Here is a 17,726-nt window from a genome sequence, read left to right on the forward strand (position 1 = left end):
GGGGAAACCTTTGCAGAACTCCGTCGGCGGTGGCCGCTCCAAGGGCAGTCATTCGCCGCGGAAAACCGAAGCGTCAGTATCCATGAAACCGACCTCCCTCCTGTGCGCCACGACCCTCGCCGGTGTGTTCCTTGCGCTTGCCGGCTGTGCCGGTCCCGCCGTCAGGCCGGCAGCCGCGCCGCAGCCGGCGAAACAGGCGGAAACCCCGCCTGCCCCTGAACCGGCGCGGCCCACGCCACCCGCCCAGACGCTCACCCAGGAGCTCCTCTACGAAACCCTGCTGGCGGAGATCGCGCTCCAGCGGGGGGAAGCGGCCCTGGCCACCCGGGCCTACCTCGACCTCTTGGAGCGCACGCAGGATTACCGCGTCGCCGAGCGGGCGACCCAGGTGGCGCTGCAAAGCCGGCTGCCGGCGGAGGCCCTCGCCGCCGCCCAGCGCTGGCTGGCTTTGGAACCCGATTCCATCGCCGCGCGGCAGACGGTGGCGGCCATTCTCGTCACCCAGGGGCGACTGGCCGAGGCGCGTGTCCACCTCACACGGCTTCTGGCGGCGGAGGGCGTCCATCTGGGCCAGGGGTTCATGCACCTCAACAACCTGCTCGCCCGGCATGGCAACAAGGAGGAGGTCCTGGCGCTGGTGGAGGAGCTCGCCCAACCCTATCCCCAGGTGCCGGAGGCACATTTCGCCGTCGCCCGCGCGGCCTTCGCCGCGGGCAAAGGGGAACGGGCCCTGGCCGCCCTCGATGCCGCCCTGCGCCTGCGCCCGGACTGGGAAGGGGCGGCACAATTCAAGGCGCAGCTTCTGGAGGCACGCTCTGCCGATGAGGCCGCCGCCTTCTTCCGCGACTATCTTGCGCGTCAGCCCAAGGCCAGGGAGATGCGTCTCGCCTATGCGCGGTTCCTCGTGCGCCAGAAGCAATACGGGCTTGCGCGCGCCGAGTTCCAGAAGCTGGTGGAGGATTTCCCCGGCAATGCCGAAGTGCCCTTCGCCGTCGGCCTGCTGTCGCTGCAGATGGGCGAGCTCAAGGTGGCCGAGCAATACCTGAAGGATGCCTTGGCGGCGGGCTTCCGGGACGAGGACACGGTACGCTATTACCTCGGCCAGATCGCCGAGGAGGACAAACGCTTCGAGGAGGCGCGGCAGTGGTACCTGCAGGTGGGCGGTGAGCAGGCCTTCAATGCCCGCCTGCGTCACGCCGTGGTGCTGGCCAAGGAAGGGCGCATCGACGAGGCGCGCGCCCACCTTGCGCGCCTGACTCCAGAAAACAACCAGCAGCGGGTGCAGATCTGGCAGACGGAGGCGCAGATCCTGCGCGATGCCCGGCGCTATCGGGAGGCCTTCGATGTGCTCACCCGCGCCCTGGAGAAGCTCCCCAACCATCCGGATCTGCTCTACGACCAGGCCATGGCGGCGGAAAAAATCGACCGCCTCGACGTGCTGGAAGCAAGCCTGCGCAAACTCATCCAGATCAAACCCGATCATGCCCATGCCTATAACGCCCTGGGCTATACCTTTGCCGATCGGGGCATCCGCCTGCCTGAAGCGCGCAAGCTTCTGGAACAGGCCCTGGCGCTGGCACCGGAAGACCCATTCATCCTCGACAGCATGGGTTGGCTCCACTACCGCCTGCGGGAGTACGACAAGGCCATCGACTACCTGCGGCGGGCGCTGACCCTGCGGGCGGATGCGGAAATCGCCGCCCATCTGGGGGAGGTGCTCTGGGTAAGTGGCAGACGGGAGGAGGCGGAACGGGTCTGGGCGGAAGCCGTCCGCACCAGCCCCGCCAACGAAACCCTCACCGAAACGATGCGCCGGCTAAAAGGGGCACCCTGAGGCGTGAGCCCAACCCGCCTGGCCCTGCTTTGTCTCCTCGTTTTGCTGGCCGGCTGCGCGGCGATGCCCCCGCTCCCCGAGCGTGGGCCGGCGTTGGGGGAAGCTTTCCACCTCCTGGGGCGGGTGAGTGTGCGCCAGGGGGAGGAGGCCTTTTCCGGCACCCTCGACTGGTGGCACCGGCCGGCGGGCGATGAGGTGGAAATCCTCGGGCCCCTGGGCCAGGGGGTGGCGCGTCTTGTGCGCACCCCTCAAGGGGCAAGCCTCACCACCGCCCGCGGCGAAGTGCACACGGCTTTGGACGTGGAGGAACTCACCGCCCGCCTTCTGGGCTGGCGGCTTCCCCTGGCGGCGCTTGCCCACTGGGTGCAGGGGCGCCCGGCACCGGGGCCGGTGGAGGAAATGGAATATACGGCGGATGGGCGCCTGGCGCGGCTGGTACAGGAAGGCTGGCGCATCGAATATGGTGCCTGGCGCGAGGCCCCAGGGCTTGCCCTGCCGGGGCGGCTCGATGTGGAAGGCCGCGATCTGCGACTGAGGCTCGTGGTGGATGCCTGGCAATGAGTGAAGACTGGCTGAGCTTTCCCGCGCCGGCCAAGCTCAACCTCTTCCTCCACGTGGTGGGGCGCCGCGCCGATGGCTACCATCTTTTGCAGACGGTCTTCCACTTCATTGACCGCGCCGACACCGTGCACCTGCGCCTGCGGCAGGACAAGGCCATCCTCCGCCTTGCCGGGCCCGCCGACCTCCCGCCGGAAGACGACCTCACGGTGCGGGCGGCAAGGCTCCTTCAGGAGGCGGCACAAATCCGGCGCGGGGTGGAGATTCGCCTCACCAAGCGGCTGCCTTTGGGGGGCGGCCTGGGTGGAGGGAGCTCCGATGCCGCCACCGTCCTCCTTGCCTTGAACCGCCTCTGGGGCCTTGACTGGCCCCGCGCCCGCCTGATGGAACTGGGCCTCAAACTCGGGGCGGACGTGCCCGTCTTCGTCCAGGGGGAAAACGCCTTCGCGCAAGGGGTGGGCGAGGTGATCACCCCCATCGCGCTGCCCCCGACCTGGTATGTGGTCCTGGTTCCCCCGGTGGCGGTGTCCACCGCGGAGATCTTCGCCGACCCGGAATTGACACGCAACACGCTTCCCCTCAAAATAACGGCCTTTTCCGCCGGCCGTATCGCGCGCGAGACGCGCAATGATCTGCAGCCGGTGGTAATGCGTCGCTATCCCGTCGTGGCCCGTCATCTGCAATGGCTGGCGGCGTTCGGGGAGGCGAGGATGACCGGCTCCGGCGCCTGCGTGTTCGCTGGCTTCGGGTCGGAGCAGGAAGCGCGCGCCGTGCTGGCGCGCAAGCCTGCGGACATGCAGGGTTTCGTTGCGCAGGGTTTGCCCCATCATCCCCTGCGCGACCTGTAGGCCCCTGCCGCCCTCGATGGCGGCGCGCCTGCAGGTGGGGGCAACCCTGGGGAGTCGCCAAGTGGTAAGGCACCGGATTTTGATTCCGGCATGCGTAGGTTCGATCCCTACCTCCCCAGCCAACTCGGTAGACGGGCGGCCGAAAACGCCGCACCGTAAGCGGAAAGCGTGTAGTCAATACACGCTTTTTTTCGTTGGGCGAAGGGGCAAGACGTGGCACACGGCAACATGATGGTCTTCACCGGCAATGCGAATCCCAAGCTTGCCGAGGACGTCGTGCGCAAACTCAACCTGCGCCTGGGGCGTGCCATCGTCGGCCGTTTCAGCGACGGCGAGGTGATGGTGGAGATTCTGGAAAACGTGCGCGGCAAGGACGTGTTCGTTTTGCAGTCCACCTGCTCCCCCACCAACGACAACTTGATGGAAGTCCTGGTCATGGTGGATGCGCTCAAGCGGGCTTCCGCCGGCCGTATCACCGCGGCCATTCCCTATTTCGGCTATGCGCGGCAGGACCGCCGGCCGCGTTCGGCGCGGGTGCCCATCACGGCGAAACTGGTGGCGAACATGCTCACCGTCGCTGGCGTCAACCGGGTGCTGACCATGGACCTGCATTCGGACCAGATCCAGGGCTTTTTCGACATCCCCGTGGACAACGTCTATGCCTCGCCCATCCTGCTCGGGGATGTGTGGAAACAGAATTACGAAAACCTCATCGTGGTCTCCCCCGATGTGGGGGGCGTGGTGCGGGCGCGGGCGCTGGCCAAACGCCTGGAGGCCGATCTGGCCATCATCGACAAACGGCGTCCGAAGCCCAACGTCGCCAAGGTGATGCACATCATCGGCGAGGTGAAAGACCGCACCTGCGTGCTGATGGATGACTTGGTGGACACCGCCAACACCCTTTGTGAGGCGGCGGCGGCCCTCAAGGAACACGGTGCGGCGCGGGTGGTGGCCTACTGCACCCATGCCGTGCTGTCGGGCAATGCGGTGAACCGCATCGCCAATTCCGCCCTCGACGAGCTGGTGGTGACCGACACCATCCCCCTGCGGGACGATGCGCGGGCCTGTGGTCGCATCCGTCAGCTTTCGGTGGCGGAGCTGCTGGCGGAGACCATGCAGCGCATCAGCAACGAGGATTCGGTCTCCTCCCTTTTCGTGGAGTGAGTTGGGGAGCAAGGCTTTTCCTCCTCCCCTCCCGTCAAAGCGGGCGGGGGTGAGGGAAGCGATCCTGGTGAAGCGGCGTTTCACGCTGCAGGGTACCCGGATCGTTCCGCCTGCGCCGCTTTGGCGCAGGCACAACCCGTCGTCTGGTCGCGGACGACACAACCTTTGGAGTCCATCATGAAATTCGAAGTCACCGCCACAGTGCGTACTGCGCAGGGCACGGGTGCGAGCCGCCGCCTGCGCCGCGCCGGCCGCGTTCCCGGCATTCTCTACGGGGCCAAGGCGCCGGCCGTCACCCTCGAGCTGGATCATGACGATCTGTACCACATGCTGAAGCAGGAAGCCTTCCATGCCTCCATCCTGACACTGGAGGTGGACGGCAAAAAGGAGCAGGTGCTGCTGCGGGACGTGCAGATGCATCCGTGGAAGCCCCAGGTGCTGCACGTGGATTTCCAGCGCGTCGATCCCGACACGAAAATTCACATGAAAGTGCCGCTGCACTTCGTCGGTGCCGACGTGGCGCCGGGGGTCAAACTCGCCGGCGGCAACATCACCCACGTCATGAGCGAGGCGGAAGTGCTCTGCCTGCCCAAGGACCTGCCGGAATACATCGAGGTGGACCTCTCCGGCCTGCAGGCGGGCCACTCCCTGCACCTGTCGCAAATCAAGCTGCCCCCCGGCGTGGAGTTTGTGGAGCTGCGCCACGGCAACGATGCGGCGGTGGCAAGCTGTGTCGTGCCCCGTGGCGCGGCGGAGGAAACCGCCGAAGGCAGCGCGGCCTGATTCGCCTCGCCTTGCGCCCGTCCCCTGAGGGGACGGGCTCCGTCTTCCTTCCGGCATGACGCCGCTGCGGCTCATCGTGGGCCTGGGCAACCCCGGCCCCGAGTATGCGCAAACCCGCCACAACGCGGGTTTCTGGCTGCTGGATGCCCTCGCCCGCCAGGTGCATGTGGAGCTCAAGCCGGAGCGCCGCTTCCATGGTCGCCTGGCGCGGGCCCGGTTAGGCGCCCATGAGGTATGGCTGCTTGCCCCCGACACCTACATGAATGCCAGCGGCCAGGCGGTGCAGGCCCTGGCGGCCTATTACCGGATCACGCCGGGGGAAATCCTGGTCGCCCACGACGAGCTGGATCTCCCCCCCGGCACCGCGCGCCTCAAGAAGGGTGGCGGGGCCGCCGGCCACAACGGCCTCAAGGACATCATCGCCCGGCTGGGCGCGGATTTCTGGCGCCTGCGGCTGGGTATCGGCCATCCCGGACGGCGTGAGGAAGTGGTGAACTACGTGCTCGCCCGGCCCAACCGGGAGGAGGCGGAGGCCATCGAGGCGGCCATCGTCCGTAGCCTAAACATTCTGCCCCTGGCCGTGGCCGGGGATCTTGAAACGGCCATGCACCGGCTCCATACCCGGGCGAAGGTCTCCCCCTCTGGATGATGACATGAGCCTGAAATGCGGAATCGTCGGACTGCCCAACGTGGGCAAGTCCACCCTCTTCAATGCCCTGACGCGGGCGGGCATCGCGGCGGAGAACTATCCCTTCTGCACCATCGAGCCCAACGTGGGTGTGGTGGAGGTGCCCGATCCGCGCCTCACCCAGCTTGCCGAGATCGTGAAGCCCCAGCGGGTGGTGCCGGCCATCGTCGAGTTCGTGGACATCGCCGGTCTGGTGGCGGGGGCGGCCAAGGGGGAGGGCCTGGGCAACCAGTTTCTGGCCAACATCCGCGAAACCGATGCCATCGTCCACGTGGTGCGCTGTTTCGATGACCCCAACGTGGTCCACGTGGCCGGGCGCGTGGACCCCATCGCCGACGTCGAGGTGATCGCCACGGAACTCGCGCTCGCTGATCTGGCCACGGTGGAGAAGGCCCACGCCCGTGAGGTGAAAAAGGCGCGGGCGGGGGACAAGGCGGCGCAAAAACTCGTCGCGGTGCTGGATCGGCTACTGCCCCATCTCAACGAGGCCCGCCCGGCGCGCAGCCTCAATCTGTCCGCCGAAGAGCAGGCCCTGCTCAAGCCTTTGTGCCTGCTCACGGTAAAACCGGCCATGTATGTGGCCAATGTGGCGGAGGACGGCTTTGTCAACAATCCGTACCTCGACAGGCTGCAGGCCCATGCGGCGGCCGAAGGGGCGCCGGTGGTGGCGCTCTGCGCCGCGCTGGAAGCGGAAATCGTCGATCTCGACGAGGCCGACAAAGCCGAATTCCTGGCTGCCATGGGCGTGACCGAGCCGGGGCTCAACCGCCTCATCCGTGCCGCCTATGATCTTTTGGGCCTGCAGACCTATTTCACCGCCGGGGTCAAGGAGGTGCGGGCCTGGACCATCCGCAAGGGGGCCACGGCGCCGGAGGCGGCGGGCGTCATCCACTCCGATTTCGAGCGGGGGTTCATCCGCGCCCAGACCATCGCCTTCGAGGATTTCATCGCCTATGGCGGCGAGCAGGGGGCGCGGGAGGCGGGCAGGATGCGCGCCGAGGGGCGGGATTACGTGGTCCAGGATGGGGACGTGATGAACTTCCTCTTCAACGTGTGAGGGCCTGGCCGTTTCCTTGACGGAGCCTGGGTGAAACCGGATAATTCAGGCCCCTGTAGTCCGAACGGACATTCTGGTGATATAGCTCAGCTGGTCAGAGCACAGCACTCATAATGCTGGGGTCGGTGGTTCAAGTCCACCTATCACCACCAGATTCTCCTGCGGTTGCTTGTTTGCGGCCGGAACGTTTTCCCCATCGCGTAAGTCATCCCCTTCCCCCGTCGTGACGCGCAAGCTGTACATCAAGACCTTCGGCTGCCAGATGAACGAGTACGACTCGGACCGCATGGCCGACGTGCTCGCCGCGGCGGAAGGGTATGAGCGCACCGACGACCCGGAAGAGGCCGATCTCATCCTCTTCAACACCTGTTCGGTGCGGGAAAAAGCCCAGGAGAAGGTCTTTCACCACCTGGGCCGCTGGAAACACCTGAAACAGAAAAAACCCGATCTTCTCATCGGCGTGGGCGGCTGCGTGGCAAGCCAGGAGGGGCAAGCCATCGTCGAGCGGGCGCGCTATGTGGACCTGGTGTTCGGGCCGCAGACGCTGCACCGCCTGCCGGAGCTGATCCGCGCCCGGCGGCGCACCGGCCGGCCCCAGGTGGACGTGAGCTTTCCCGAGATCGAGAAATTCGACAACCTCCCGCCACCGCGGGTGGAAGGGGCGGCCGCCTACGTTTCCATCATGGAGGGGTGCTCCAAATACTGCAGCTTCTGTGTCGTGCCCTATACCCGCGGCGAGGAGGTGTCCCGTCCCTTCGACGACGTGTTGGCCGAGGTGGCGCAACTGGCCGAACAGGGGGTAAAGGAAGTGACCCTGCTGGGCCAGAACGTCAATGCCTATCGCGGCGCCATGCACGATGGCGAATATGCGGACCTGACGCTGCTCCTGGAATACGTCGCCGAAATTCCGGGCATCGAACGCATCCGCTACACCACCTCCCACCCCAATGAGCTCACCGATCGCCTCATCGAGGCCTATGGGCGCATCCCCAAGCTGGTGAGTCATCTGCATCTGCCCGTGCAGTCGGGTTCCGACCGCATCCTGGCGATGATGAAGCGCAATTACACGGCGTTGGAATACAAGTCGCGGGTGCGCCGGTTGCGGGCGGTGCGGCCCGATCTTTCCCTGTCTTCCGATTTCATCGTGGGTTTCCCCGGCGAGACCGAGGCGGATTTCGAGGCGACCATGCGCCTTGTGGAGGAAGTGGGCTTCGATGCGAGTTTCAGCTTCATCTTCAGTCCCCGCCCCGGCACGCCCGCGGCGAGCCTGCCCGATGCCACACCGGCGGAGGTGAAGACCGCCCGCCTCATGCGGCTGCAGCAAAAACTGGAAGAGCAGGCCCAGGCCATCAGCCGCAGCATGGTCGGCAGCGTGCAGCGGGTGCTGGTGGAAGGGGTGTCGAAAAAAGACGGCGAAGCCCTCGCCGGGCGCACCGACAACAACCGGGTGGTGAATTTCCGCGGTCATCCCCGGCTCATCAACCAGTTCGTTTCGGTGCGCATCACCGAGGCGCTGCCCCATTCGCTGCGGGGCGAAGTGGTTGAGACCGCCGGTCAGTGATGCGACCGCCCATGGCGAAGCGCCCCACCCCATGGCTAAAGGCCAGGCAGACGTCCCGCCCGGTTTCGCGTTAAAGTGATGCAAGCCCGGCTTTCGCAGCAACCCCCCTCCCACCCCCGGGAAGGGGTCGCGTGTTTTCCCCGCTCCTCCCAGGAGGGCAACCCATGAAGCCTGTGGAAATCTCCTTCACCCCCGTGGACAACCGGCGTCTTGCCAATCTGTGCGGCGCGCTGGATGAAAACCTGCGGCAGATCGAGACTGCCCTCGAGGTGAAAATCCTCCGTCGTGGCGAGCATTTCCGCGTCGAGGGGGAGATCGACAAGGCGCGCCTTGCTGCTGATCTCCTGCAGAGCTTCTATGCGCGGGCCGGGCGCAGCCTGTCCGTGGAGGACGTGCAACTCGGGCTGGTGGAGGTCACCCACCAGCGTGGAGGCGAAAGAAGGGAAGGCATGGTGCCGGTGCTCATGACCCGGCGTCCCGACCTGCATGGACGCACGCCGCGGCAGAACGAATATCTGCGCCAGATACAGGAACACGACATTACCTTTGGCATCGGTCCGGCGGGAACGGGCAAGACCTATCTTGCCGTGGCCAGTGCGGTGGATGCCATGGAGCGGGACCTGGTCAAGCGCATCGTCCTCGTGCGTCCCGCGGTGGAGGCGGGGGAACGCCTGGGCTTTCTGCCGGGCGATCTGGCGCAGAAGGTGGACCCCTACCTGCGCCCCCTGTACGATGCCCTCTATGATCTGATGGGCTTCGACCGCGTGCAGAAAATGTTCGAGCGCGGCACCATCGAGATCGCGCCCCTGGCCTACATGCGGGGGCGCACCCTCAATCATTCCTTCATCATTCTCGACGAGGCCCAGAACACCACGCCGGAGCAGATGAAGATGTTTTTGACGCGCATCGGCTTTGGCACCAAGGCCGTGATCACCGGTGATGTCACGCAGATCGATCTGGCCCGCGGCCAGTTGAGCGGTCTCGTGCAGGCGCAGGAGGTCTTGCGCGAGGTGCAGGGGATTGCCTTCACCTTTTTCCAATCCGAGGACGTGGTGCGCCATCCTCTGGTGCAACACATCATCAATGCCTACGACCGCTTCCAGAAATCGCAAGGCCAGGCTTAAGCTTTCCCTGAGCGTACAATATGCGGTGAAATCGCCGCTGCTGCCCACGCGCAGCCAGGTGCGCCGCTGGGTCGCCGCGGCGGTGACGGGCGATGCGGAAATCACGGTGCGTTTTGTCGGTGAGGCGGAGGGACGTGCCCTCAACCGCGATTTCCGCGGCAAAGACTACGCGACGAATGTGCTAAGCTTTGCCTATGAAACCCGTCCGCTTACGGGGGATGTGGTCATCTGCGTGCCCGTCCTTTTGCGCGAGGCGGAGGAGCAGGGGAAGTCCGTCGCCGCCCATTGCGCCCACCTCATCGTGCATGGGGTGCTGCATCTGCAAGGGTACGATCACGAAACCGAGGCGCAAGCCCGGGTGATGGAAGCGCGGGAAGGGGAGATCCTCACCCGGCTGGGCTATCCTGACCCTTACGCAGCCGCTGCCGGTGCCGGCTGATGCATGACGAATGGCACGGCCATTCGCCATTCATTACCCCGCCGGGGTTGATTTCAATCACATGGACGATGCGAGTACGAAGCCGGGCTGGCTCGAGCGGCTCGGCGCGCTTTTGATGCGCGAGCCGGAAGACCGCGAGCAACTCATCGAATTGTTGCACTCCGCCTATGAGCGGAATCTCCTGGATGCAGACGCGCTGGCCATGATCGAGGGCGTGCTGCAGGTCTCCGAGATGCAGGTGCGGGACATCATGATCCCCCGCGCGCAGATGGATGTGATCGACATCAATGACCCGCCGGAGAAATTCCTGCCCTTCATGATCGAGACCGCCCATTCGCGCTTTCCCGTCATCGACAAGGATCGCGATGACGTCATCGGTATTCTGCTGGCCAAGGACATGCTGCGTTACTACGCGGGGGAGGAAACCAGTGTGCGCGACATGCTGCGGCCTGCGGTGTTCATTCCCGAATCCAAGCGGGTGAACGTGCTGCTCAAGGAATTCCGCAGCAACCGCAACCACATCGCCATCGTCGTCGATGAATTCGGTGGTGTGGCGGGGCTGGTCACCATTGAGGACGTGCTGGAGCAGATCGTCGGCGACATCGAGGACGAGTTCGACTTCGATGAGGTCGAGGACAACATCATCCCCGCCGGCAACAACCGCTACCGCGTCAAGGCGCTCACCGAGATCGCGGCCTTCAACGAAGTCATGGGCACCCATTTCAGCGACGAGGAATACGACACCGTCGGCGGTTTGGTGATCTCCCGCTTCGGCCGCCTGCCCAAGCGGGGCGAGACCGTCACCTTCGATGGTCTGCGCTTCCAGGTGCTGCGCGCCGACAGCCGACGGCTGCACTCCCTCCTGGTGGAGCGCCTGCCCGGGGCGCAGTCGACGAGCGAAGACGCCACTTGAGGGGGTTCCTGCCGCTTTCCCGTCGGCTGGCGGTGGCCTTTGCGCTGGGTGGCCTCAGTGTCCTCGGCTTTGCGCCTTTTCACCTTTTCTACCTGCCGGTTCTCACCCTCGCCGTCCTCTTTCACCTCTGGCAGCGGACGGATTCCCGCAGCAGGGCGGCCATCGGCTTTGCCTTCGGCGCGGGCTTTTTTCTGCTGGGGGTATCCTGGGTCTATGTGAGCCTGCATGATTTCGGCGGCATGCCGGCTCCGCTTGCGGCCGTCTCGACGCTGCTTTTCTGCCTTTTCCTTGCCCTTTTTCCGGCGGCGGTGGGGGCGATGGGGGTGGTCCGTTCACCCGCCCGGACCCTGCTTTGCCTGCTGCCTGCCACCTGGGCCGGGGCGGAATGGGTGCGCGGCTTCGTTTTCACCGGTTTTCCCTGGCTCGCCGTGGGCTATGCCGCCGTGCCGGAAAGCCCCCTCATGGGCTATGCCCCTGTGCTGGGGGTCTATGGCGTCTCCCTGCTGATGGCCGTAAGCGCGGGGCTTCTCGTTCTGATCTGGCGCTTCCGTTGCGATGCGCGGCGCGGCCTGGGCGCGGTGGCGGCCCTGGTCGCCCTTTGGGCGGCCGGGGCGCTGCTCAACCGGGTGGAATGGACGCGCCCTGTGGGGGAGGCGGTTTCCGTGAGTCTGCTGCAGGGCAACATCCCCCAGGACATCAAATGGCGTGAGGAGCGGGTCGCGCCCACCCTCGCCACCTATGCGCGCCTGGTGGAGGAAAGTCCCTCCCGGCTCATTCTGTTGCCGGAGACCGCCTTTCCCCTCTTCCTCGACCAGTTGCCGCCCGCCTACCTGGAGCGCCTCGCCGCCCATGCGCGCCGCGTTGGGGGTGATGTGGTCTTCGGCGTGCCGGAGCGTAGCGCCGACGGGGGCCGCTACTACAACAGCGTGGTGAGCTTGGGGGTGAGCGACCCCCAGACCTACCGCAAGGTGCATCTCGTGCCCTTCGGCGAGTTCCTGCCCCTGCGGCCCCTGTTCGGCTGGTTGCTGGATTTCCTGCACATTCCCCTGGGGGACTTCACCGCCGGCAGCCCGGGCCAGCCACCCCTGGCGGTGGCGGGGCAGCGGCTCGCCACCAACATCTGCTACGAGGACGTCTTCGGCGAGGAGCTGCTGGCCTCGGCTTCCCGGGCCACGTTGCTCGCCAACGTGAGCAACGACGCCTGGTTCGGCGATTCCATCGCGCCGCGCCAGCATCTGCAGATTGCCCAGATGCGGGCGGCGGAGATGCGGCGCATGATGCTGCGCGCCACCAATACCGGCATCACGGCCCTCATCGACGCCAAAGGGCGGGTGATCGCCCGCCTCGAGCCCTTCCGCACGGGGGCGCTGCATGTCACCGCCCAGGGCCGCTTCGGGGAAACGCCCTTCATGCGGCTTGGCAATGGCGCCGCGGTGGGGCTGATGGTTTTCCTTCTCCTCCTGGCTGTTCCACGGTCCGGACGTCTTGACTGACCGGGGCGGGAGGGTCTTAAACTACCGGCCCTTCTTCAACCTGGAGATCAAAAATGAAACTGCGTCCCCTTCTCGTCGCGCTGACTTTCGCCACCCCGGCGCTTGCCCAGGACGATACGGGTCGTTATGTGGAGGAAAGCCGCAAGGCGACACAGACCCTGGTGCAGCGGCTGGGTGCAGAGCTGAAAAAGGAACTGGCGGCCGGCGGCCCGGAAAATGCCATCAAGGTGTGCAAGAATATCGCCCCGGCCATTGCCAGCGAGCTGTCCACCCAGCAGGGCTGGCAAATCCGGCGCGTCTCCCTGAAAACCCGTAATCCCATGATCGGCACCCCCGATGCCTGGGAGCAGAAGGTGCTCGCCGATTTCGACCGGCGGGTGGCGGCGGGCGAGAAGGCGGAAACCCTGGAGTACTCGGAAGTGGTCAGCGAGCCGGCGGGGCGCTACTTCCGCTACATGAAGGCGCTGCCGGTGCAGCCCCTTTGCCTCAACTGCCACGGCACGCCGGAGACGGTGTCGGAAGGCACGCGCGCGCGGCTTGCGGCAGAATATCCCCATGACCGCGCCACCGGTTACCGGGAGGGTCAGGTGCGGGGTGCGGTGACCATCAAGCGGCCCCTGTTCTGAAGGTTGATTCTGCTTTCGGAAGGTTTGTTCTGCCCGTGGGGAGGCGCAAGCCTCCCCGTCGGTTTCATGGAGGGACTGGAATGCGCGCGTTGCTTCTGTTGTTTTTGTGCTTGAGCGGTCTTGTCGCTGAGGCCCAGGAGGCGTTGCTTTTGGGCGTCAACGACGGGACCGCCGGCCAGCAGGACTACGCGGCGCTGACGGAGCGTTACCAGCCGCTGGCGGATTACCTGGCGAAACTTCTGAAAAAGCCGGTCCGCCTGGAGTCCTCGCAGAACCTCAAGAGCTCGACGGAAAATCTCCTCAAGGGCCGCTATGCCCTCTTCTTTGCCAAGCCCAGCAACGTCGCGGCCCAGGCCATGGCCAAGGCCGACTATGATCTGGTCGCCGCCGTGCAGGGGGCCTTCACCGTGAAATTCATCACCCGGGCGGACAGCGGTTTCAAAAAACCGGAAGACATCCGCGGGCACCGCATCGCCTATGCCGAAGGCACCTTCATGGAGAAGGCCGGGATAACCACCCTGCGGGACCTGAACCTGCTGCCCAAGCCGTCGGAGCGCGTCAAGGCCCGCTATCAGGACGCGATCGCCTATATCGTCGAGCAACGCTTCGCCGATGTGGGCATGGTCTCCCCCATCGTGGCCAAACAGTGGGAAGCCAGGGGTGGTGTGACCCTCTTCGAAAGCCGCAAGCTCCCCTACTGGAGTCTCATCGCCTCACCCAAACTCTCCCCGGCGGAAAAGGAAACCCTGCGCGCCGGGCTGCTGAATGCGGCCCATGACCCACTCGGCCAGAAGGTCCTCAAAAGCCTCGACATCAAGGGCTTCGAGCCCGGCGACAAAAAAGCCTACCTCGACATGCTCGCCTGGCTCGAAAGCCGCTGAAGCCTTATCCCGTCTTCTTCCCCTTTAACCCAGATTGTCCATTGGGACGCGGGAAGGCGCGAGCCGAGGCCCGCGTAGGTTCGGGCAATGGGAGATGCCGGAGAGGTTTGCCGGTCCTACCCGTCTCCCCTGTAGGCATACGCCGGTCCAAGGGACAATCTGGGTTTAAGCCGGATAGATCGCTCCCAGCACGCAGGCATGGGCGGCGCCGGTGACGGCGGGAAGGTTGCCGGGGGCACCGTGGAGGGTGCGCCAGGCCAGCCAGCCAAAGGCCAGCGCTTCCACCCACTCCGCCGGCACGCCCAGCGCGTCGGTGAGGGCCACGGGGGTTGCCGTATCGGCGAAGGCGTGGCGCAGGGTGTTCACCAGGGCTGTGTTGCGGGCTCCCCCTCCACAGAGCCACACCTCCTCGGCCCCGCTGGCAAAACGGCGGACCGCCTCCCGGATGCCGTGCACGGTGAGGCGCAGCAGCGTGGCCTGCACGTCGGCGGGCGCATAGTCGGGTTTGAGCCTCGGTTCAAGCCAGCCGAGATGGAAGAGCTCCCGCCCGGTGCTCTTGGGCGGTGGCTCACCGAAGAAGGGATCGGTAAGCAGCTCGGCCAGAAGTTCCGGGATGGGGCGACCGGAGGCCGCCCATCTGCCGCCCTCATCGTAAGGCTGGCCGCAGTGACGCTGGCACCAGGCATCGAGAAGCAGATTGCCGGGGCCGCAGTCGAAGCCGGTGACGGGCCCCCCCGGCGGCAGGTCGGTGAGATTGGCAATCCCGCCGATGTTGATGATGACACGGTGACGACTGGGATGGGAGAAAACGGCAGCATGGAAGGCCGGCACCAGGGGCGCGCCCTGGCCGCCGGCGGCCACGTCCCGGCTGCGGAAGTCGGCGACCACGGCAATGCCGGTGCGTTCCGCAAGCCGCGCCGGATTGTTGAGCTGCACGGTGTAACCCAGCTCCGGGCGGTGGCGCACGGTCTGACCGTGGCAGCCGATGGCGGCGATGGCCGCGGGCGCAAGGCCTGTCTGCCTGAGCAGGTGGTGCACCGCCTGGGCATAGTGTTCGGCAAGCCGGTTGCCGGCGAGCGCCGCCCGTTCCAGTTCGTTCGTACCCGGGCGGTTGAGGGCGAGGAGCTCCTCTTTGAGTTCCGGGTCGAAGCCGAGGTGGACGTGGCCGAGGCTTTGCGGCGGGCTCTGGCCATAATCCGCCAGCACGGCATCGATGCCATCGAGGCTGGTGCCAGACATGATGCCGATGACGAGGGAGGAGGCGGCCATGGCGCGGGGAGGCGCCGCGCGGCGTCAGTCGATGCTGGCGAGGTTCAGGCCGCGCACCATGGCCAGCCGCGCCATGAGCGGGGCAGTGACCCGGCGAAATTCGTCACGATATTGCGCGGCAATGGGCGTGGCCTGGGGCATGGGCACCGTCATGGGATTGCGCTGCACACCGGCGACGCGGAATTCGTAGTGCAGATGCGGGCCGGTGGCCAGCCCCGTGGCACCCACGTAACCGATGGTCTGCCCCTGGCTGACCCGGGCGCCCTGGCGGATGCCTTTGGCAAAACCGGAAAGATGGCCATAGGCGGTGCTGATGTTGCCCTGATGCTGCAGCACGATGAGATTGCCATAGCCCCCCTGACGCCCGGCGAATGCGACCTTGCCGTCCGCCACGGCGCGCACCGGCGTGCCCGTCGGCGCGGCGTAATCGACGCCCTTGTGGGCGCGCCAGGTCTGCAACACCGGATGGAAGCGGGCTAGGCTGAAGCCTGAGGTGATGCGGGAAAATTCCAGCGGCGAGCGGAGGAAGGCCTTGCGCAGACTGCGGCCATCGGGCGTGTAATAACCTTCGTGGCCCGCGTGGTCGCGGAAATAGACCGCCTGGTAGGTGCGGCCGGCATTGACGAATTCCGCGGCCAGCACGCGGCCGGTGCGCACCGGCTCGCCATCGTGGTGCAGAGTCTCATAGACGACGGTGAAGCGGTCGCCCTTGCGCAGGTCGAGATGGAAATCGATGTCGGAGGAGAAGATCTCCGCCATCTGGATGGCAATGGCATCCGGCACGCCCGCCGCATCCGTGGCCCCGAAGAGGGAGTTGCGAATCTCGCCCGACTTCACCGTCACCCGCACCTCCACCGGCGCGGGAGCCTCCCGCACACGGAAGCTGTCGCCCTCCCGCGTCACCTCCAGCAGGGTCTGGTCGGGCGCGACATAGCGCAGGCTGAGCAGCCTTCCCTCGGCATCCGTCTCCGCCCGCACGCTGCGCCCCGGCACGAGCTGGGAGAGGGTGCGCGCCTCCCGCGTGGCGCGCAGAAAGGCAAAGGCGGCTGAATCGTCCACCTCCAGCCGATCGAGGAGACTGCCCAGGGTATCACCCCGTTGGATGCGGGTCTGCCGCCAGAAGGTCTGTTCGCCCTCGTCGAGGGCCGTGGGTTCAGGCAGCGCCAGCGCCTCGATCACGGTTTTGCGTTCGATGGGTTGGGGATCGGTGGCCGGGGCAATGCCAAAGGCCACGGCCATGCCGAGCAGGGGCAGGGTGGACAGCGCGATGAGCCAGCGGAGGCGGATGCGGCCGGCCTCGCCGGCGGCGGGCGGATTTTGCGCTAGAATCGCGCCTTTGTCCTTTTTCATGGCTGCGCCTTTGCGAAAAACCAGGCGCGAGGATAGCAGAGTTCCCGCCGCGGGCAAAACAAATTTCTGTCATGAACCAGCCGCAGGAATTTCAGCGATGACTAATATTCAAGGCTCCGGGGTCCCCATCGAAGAGGCCCTGCGCATCATCAAACGGGGCTGCCACGAACTGCTTCTGGAGGAGGAGCTCAAGGCCAAACTCGGCGAGGGGCGACCTCTGCGGGTGAAGGCCGGGTTCGATCCCACCGCGCCGGATCTGCATCTCGGGCACACGGTATTGCTCAACAAGCTGCGCCAGTTGCAGGACCTGGGGCACGAGGCCATCTTCCTTATCGGCGATTTCACGGGCATGATCGGCGACCCCAGCGGGCGCAATGCCACCCGTCCACCGCTGTCCCGGGATCAGGTGCTGGAAAACGCGCGCACCTATGAGCGGCAGATTTTCAAGATTCTCGACCCGGAAAAGACCCTGGTGGTGTTCAACTCCAGCTGGATGGGCGAAATGCGGGCGGCGGACATGGTCGCCCTGGCCTCCTCCTACACCGTGGCCCGCATGCTGGAGCGGGAGGATTTCCACAAACGCTACAGCGCCGGCCAACCCATTGCGCTGCACGAGTTTCTCTATCCCCTGATCCAGGGCTACGATTCGGTGGCCCTGCGTGCCGACATGGAGCTCGGGGGAACGGACCAGAAATTCAACCTCCTCGTGGGGCGGGAGCTGCAGAAACACTACGGCCAGCCGCCGCAGGTGGTTCTCACCATGCCCATCCTGGAAGGGCTGGATGGCGTGCAGAAGATGTCGAAGTCCCTCAACAACTACATCGGCATCGACGAGCCGCCGGGGGAAATGTTCGGCAAGCTCATGTCCATCTCGGACGAGCTCATGTGGCGCTACATCGAGCTCCTCTCCTTCGAGCCCCTGTCCGTCATCGAGCAGTGGAAAAGGGAAGTGGCCGAAGGGCGCAACCCGCGCGACATCAAAGTGCGGTTTGCGCAGGAGATCGTTGCCCGCTTCCACGACCGCGCCGCGGCGGCGAAGGCGCTGGCCGATTTTGAGGCACGCTTCCGCCACCACGCCCTGCCGGAGGACATGCCGGAAGTGACCGTCCCCGCGGGGGACATCGCCCACGTCCTCAAA

17 protein-coding genes and 2 tRNA genes (1 of these 19 only partly in view) are annotated in these 17,726 nt (G+C 65.8%); 17 read left to right on the top strand and 2 right to left on the bottom strand.

All coding sequences use genetic code 11. The annotated features are described in order from the left end of the window. Window positions 1–82 precede the first annotated feature (82 nt). The 16 genes from K6T56_11105 (at window position 83) to K6T56_11180 (ending at window position 13,969) form a co-directional block, all read left to right on the top strand. Complete coding sequence (locus K6T56_11105) at window positions 83–1,834, top strand: tetratricopeptide repeat protein (GenBank protein MCL6556898.1); 1,752 nt, start codon at window positions 83–85, stop codon at window positions 1,832–1,834. 3 nt (window positions 1,835–1,837) lie between these two features. After that, a complete protein-coding gene (gene lolB, locus K6T56_11110; protein ID MCL6556899.1) occupies window positions 1,838–2,395 on the top strand; it encodes a lipoprotein insertase outer membrane protein LolB in 558 nt (185 codons plus the stop codon). Beyond that, window positions 2,392–3,240, top strand: a complete 849-nt coding sequence (ispE, locus tag K6T56_11115) for a 4-(cytidine 5'-diphospho)-2-C-methyl-D-erythritol kinase (GenBank protein MCL6556900.1) — start codon at window positions 2,392–2,394, stop codon at window positions 3,238–3,240. The genes lolB and ispE overlap by 4 nt, the downstream gene beginning before the upstream one ends. A gap of 47 nt (window positions 3,241–3,287) precedes the next feature. Further along, window positions 3,288–3,362, top strand: a tRNA-Gln gene (locus K6T56_11120). A 91-nt stretch (window positions 3,363–3,453) separates the two neighbouring features. After that, on the top strand, window positions 3,454–4,404 hold the full coding sequence (locus K6T56_11125) for a ribose-phosphate diphosphokinase (protein MCL6556901.1): 951 nt from the start codon (window positions 3,454–3,456) through the stop codon (window positions 4,402–4,404). 177 nt (window positions 4,405–4,581) lie between these two features. Continuing rightward, window positions 4,582–5,187 (top strand): 50S ribosomal protein L25/general stress protein Ctc, encoded by a 606-nt coding sequence (locus tag K6T56_11130; protein MCL6556902.1) that lies wholly within the window; start codon window positions 4,582–4,584, stop codon window positions 5,185–5,187. Between the two features lie 55 nt (window positions 5,188–5,242). Then, on the top strand, window positions 5,243–5,836 hold the full coding sequence (pth, locus tag K6T56_11135; GenBank protein ID MCL6556903.1) for an aminoacyl-tRNA hydrolase: 594 nt from the start codon (window positions 5,243–5,245) through the stop codon (window positions 5,834–5,836). 4 nt (window positions 5,837–5,840) lie between these two features. Next, window positions 5,841–6,932 carry a redox-regulated ATPase YchF gene (gene ychF / locus K6T56_11140; GenBank protein MCL6556904.1) on the top strand — a complete coding sequence of 364 codons (1,092 nt, stop codon included), beginning with the start codon at window positions 5,841–5,843 and terminating at the stop codon, window positions 6,930–6,932. 75 nt (window positions 6,933–7,007) lie between these two features. Further along, window positions 7,008–7,084, top strand: a tRNA-Met gene (locus tag K6T56_11145). Between the two features lie 71 nt (window positions 7,085–7,155). After that, window positions 7,156–8,493 (top strand): tRNA (N6-isopentenyl adenosine(37)-C2)-methylthiotransferase MiaB, encoded by a 1,338-nt coding sequence (gene miaB, locus K6T56_11150; protein MCL6556905.1) that lies wholly within the window; start codon window positions 7,156–7,158, stop codon window positions 8,491–8,493. Window positions 8,494–8,657: 164 nt separating this feature from the next. Next, on the top strand, window positions 8,658–9,617 hold the full coding sequence (locus tag K6T56_11155) for a PhoH family protein (GenBank protein MCL6556906.1): 960 nt from the start codon (window positions 8,658–8,660) through the stop codon (window positions 9,615–9,617). Continuing rightward, window positions 9,577–10,056, top strand: coding sequence for an rRNA maturation RNase YbeY (ybeY, locus tag K6T56_11160; protein MCL6556907.1), 480 nt, complete (start codon window positions 9,577–9,579; stop codon window positions 10,054–10,056). The genes K6T56_11155 and ybeY overlap by 41 nt, the downstream gene beginning before the upstream one ends. A gap of 61 nt (window positions 10,057–10,117) precedes the next feature. Further along, window positions 10,118–10,969, top strand: a complete 852-nt coding sequence (locus K6T56_11165; GenBank protein ID MCL6556908.1) for a CBS domain-containing protein — start codon at window positions 10,118–10,120, stop codon at window positions 10,967–10,969. A gap of 8 nt (window positions 10,970–10,977) precedes the next feature. Next, window positions 10,978–12,462 (top strand): apolipoprotein N-acyltransferase, encoded by a 1,485-nt coding sequence (gene lnt / locus K6T56_11170; protein MCL6556909.1) that lies wholly within the window; start codon window positions 10,978–10,980, stop codon window positions 12,460–12,462. 53 nt (window positions 12,463–12,515) lie between these two features. Further along, window positions 12,516–13,088, top strand: a complete 573-nt coding sequence (locus tag K6T56_11175) for a DUF3365 domain-containing protein (protein ID MCL6556910.1) — start codon at window positions 12,516–12,518, stop codon at window positions 13,086–13,088. An 80-nt stretch (window positions 13,089–13,168) separates the two neighbouring features. Continuing rightward, window positions 13,169–13,969 (top strand): phosphate/phosphite/phosphonate ABC transporter substrate-binding protein, encoded by an 801-nt coding sequence (locus K6T56_11180; GenBank protein MCL6556911.1) that lies wholly within the window; start codon window positions 13,169–13,171, stop codon window positions 13,967–13,969. A gap of 165 nt (window positions 13,970–14,134) precedes the next feature. On the opposite strand, the gene K6T56_11185 is transcribed toward K6T56_11180, so the two are convergent. Both K6T56_11185 and K6T56_11190 read right to left on the bottom strand, forming a co-directional pair. Further along, complete coding sequence (locus K6T56_11185) at window positions 14,135–15,238, bottom strand: anhydro-N-acetylmuramic acid kinase (GenBank protein ID MCL6556912.1); 1,104 nt, start codon at window positions 15,236–15,238, stop codon at window positions 14,135–14,137. 24 nt (window positions 15,239–15,262) lie between these two features. Further along, window positions 15,263–16,588, bottom strand: a complete 1,326-nt coding sequence (locus K6T56_11190) for a peptidoglycan DD-metalloendopeptidase family protein (GenBank protein MCL6556913.1) — start codon at window positions 16,586–16,588, stop codon at window positions 15,263–15,265. A gap of 97 nt (window positions 16,589–16,685) precedes the next feature. On the opposite strand from K6T56_11190, the gene tyrS reads away from it, so the two are divergent. Next, window positions 16,686–17,726 carry the 5' portion of a tyrosine--tRNA ligase gene (gene tyrS, locus K6T56_11195; protein ID MCL6556914.1) on the top strand. 168 nt of this gene lie beyond the right edge of the window, so 1,041 of the gene's 1,209 nt are visible here — the first part of the coding sequence; the start codon lies at window positions 16,686–16,688; its stop codon lies beyond the right edge, outside the window.

The organism is Burkholderiales bacterium, from assembly GCA_023511995.1.
Taxonomy (GTDB): Bacteria; Pseudomonadota; Gammaproteobacteria; order Burkholderiales; family Thiobacteraceae; genus Thiobacter.

What these genes read in the sequence shown, in the direction of transcription:
- ispE (MCL6556900.1), top strand. Translation starts at nt 2,392, where the DNA reads ATGAGTGAAGACTGGCTGAGCTTTCCCGCGCCGGCCAAGCTCAACCTC.
- pth (MCL6556903.1), top strand. Translation starts at nt 5,243, where the DNA reads ATGACGCCGCTGCGGCTCATCGTGGGCCTGGGCAACCCCGGCCCCGAG.
- K6T56_11130 (MCL6556902.1), top strand. Translation starts at nt 4,582, where the DNA reads ATGAAATTCGAAGTCACCGCCACAGTGCGTACTGCGCAGGGCACGGGT.
- K6T56_11180 (MCL6556911.1), top strand. Translation starts at nt 13,169, where the DNA reads ATGCGCGCGTTGCTTCTGTTGTTTTTGTGCTTGAGCGGTCTTGTCGCT.
- ybeY (MCL6556907.1), top strand. Translation starts at nt 9,577, where the DNA reads ATGCCTACGACCGCTTCCAGAAATCGCAAGGCCAGGCTTAAGCTTTCC.
- K6T56_11105 (MCL6556898.1), top strand. Translation starts at nt 83, where the DNA reads ATGAAACCGACCTCCCTCCTGTGCGCCACGACCCTCGCCGGTGTGTTC.
- K6T56_11175 (MCL6556910.1), top strand. Translation starts at nt 12,516, where the DNA reads ATGAAACTGCGTCCCCTTCTCGTCGCGCTGACTTTCGCCACCCCGGCG.
- K6T56_11185 (MCL6556912.1), bottom strand. Translation starts at nt 15,238, where the DNA reads ATGGCCGCCTCCTCCCTCGTCATCGGCATCATGTCTGGCACCAGCCTC.
- ychF (MCL6556904.1), top strand. Translation starts at nt 5,841, where the DNA reads ATGAGCCTGAAATGCGGAATCGTCGGACTGCCCAACGTGGGCAAGTCC.
- K6T56_11190 (MCL6556913.1), bottom strand. Translation starts at nt 16,588, where the DNA reads ATGAAAAAGGACAAAGGCGCGATTCTAGCGCAAAATCCGCCCGCCGCC.
- K6T56_11155 (MCL6556906.1), top strand. Translation starts at nt 8,658, where the DNA reads ATGAAGCCTGTGGAAATCTCCTTCACCCCCGTGGACAACCGGCGTCTT.
- K6T56_11165 (MCL6556908.1), top strand. Translation starts at nt 10,118, where the DNA reads ATGGACGATGCGAGTACGAAGCCGGGCTGGCTCGAGCGGCTCGGCGCG.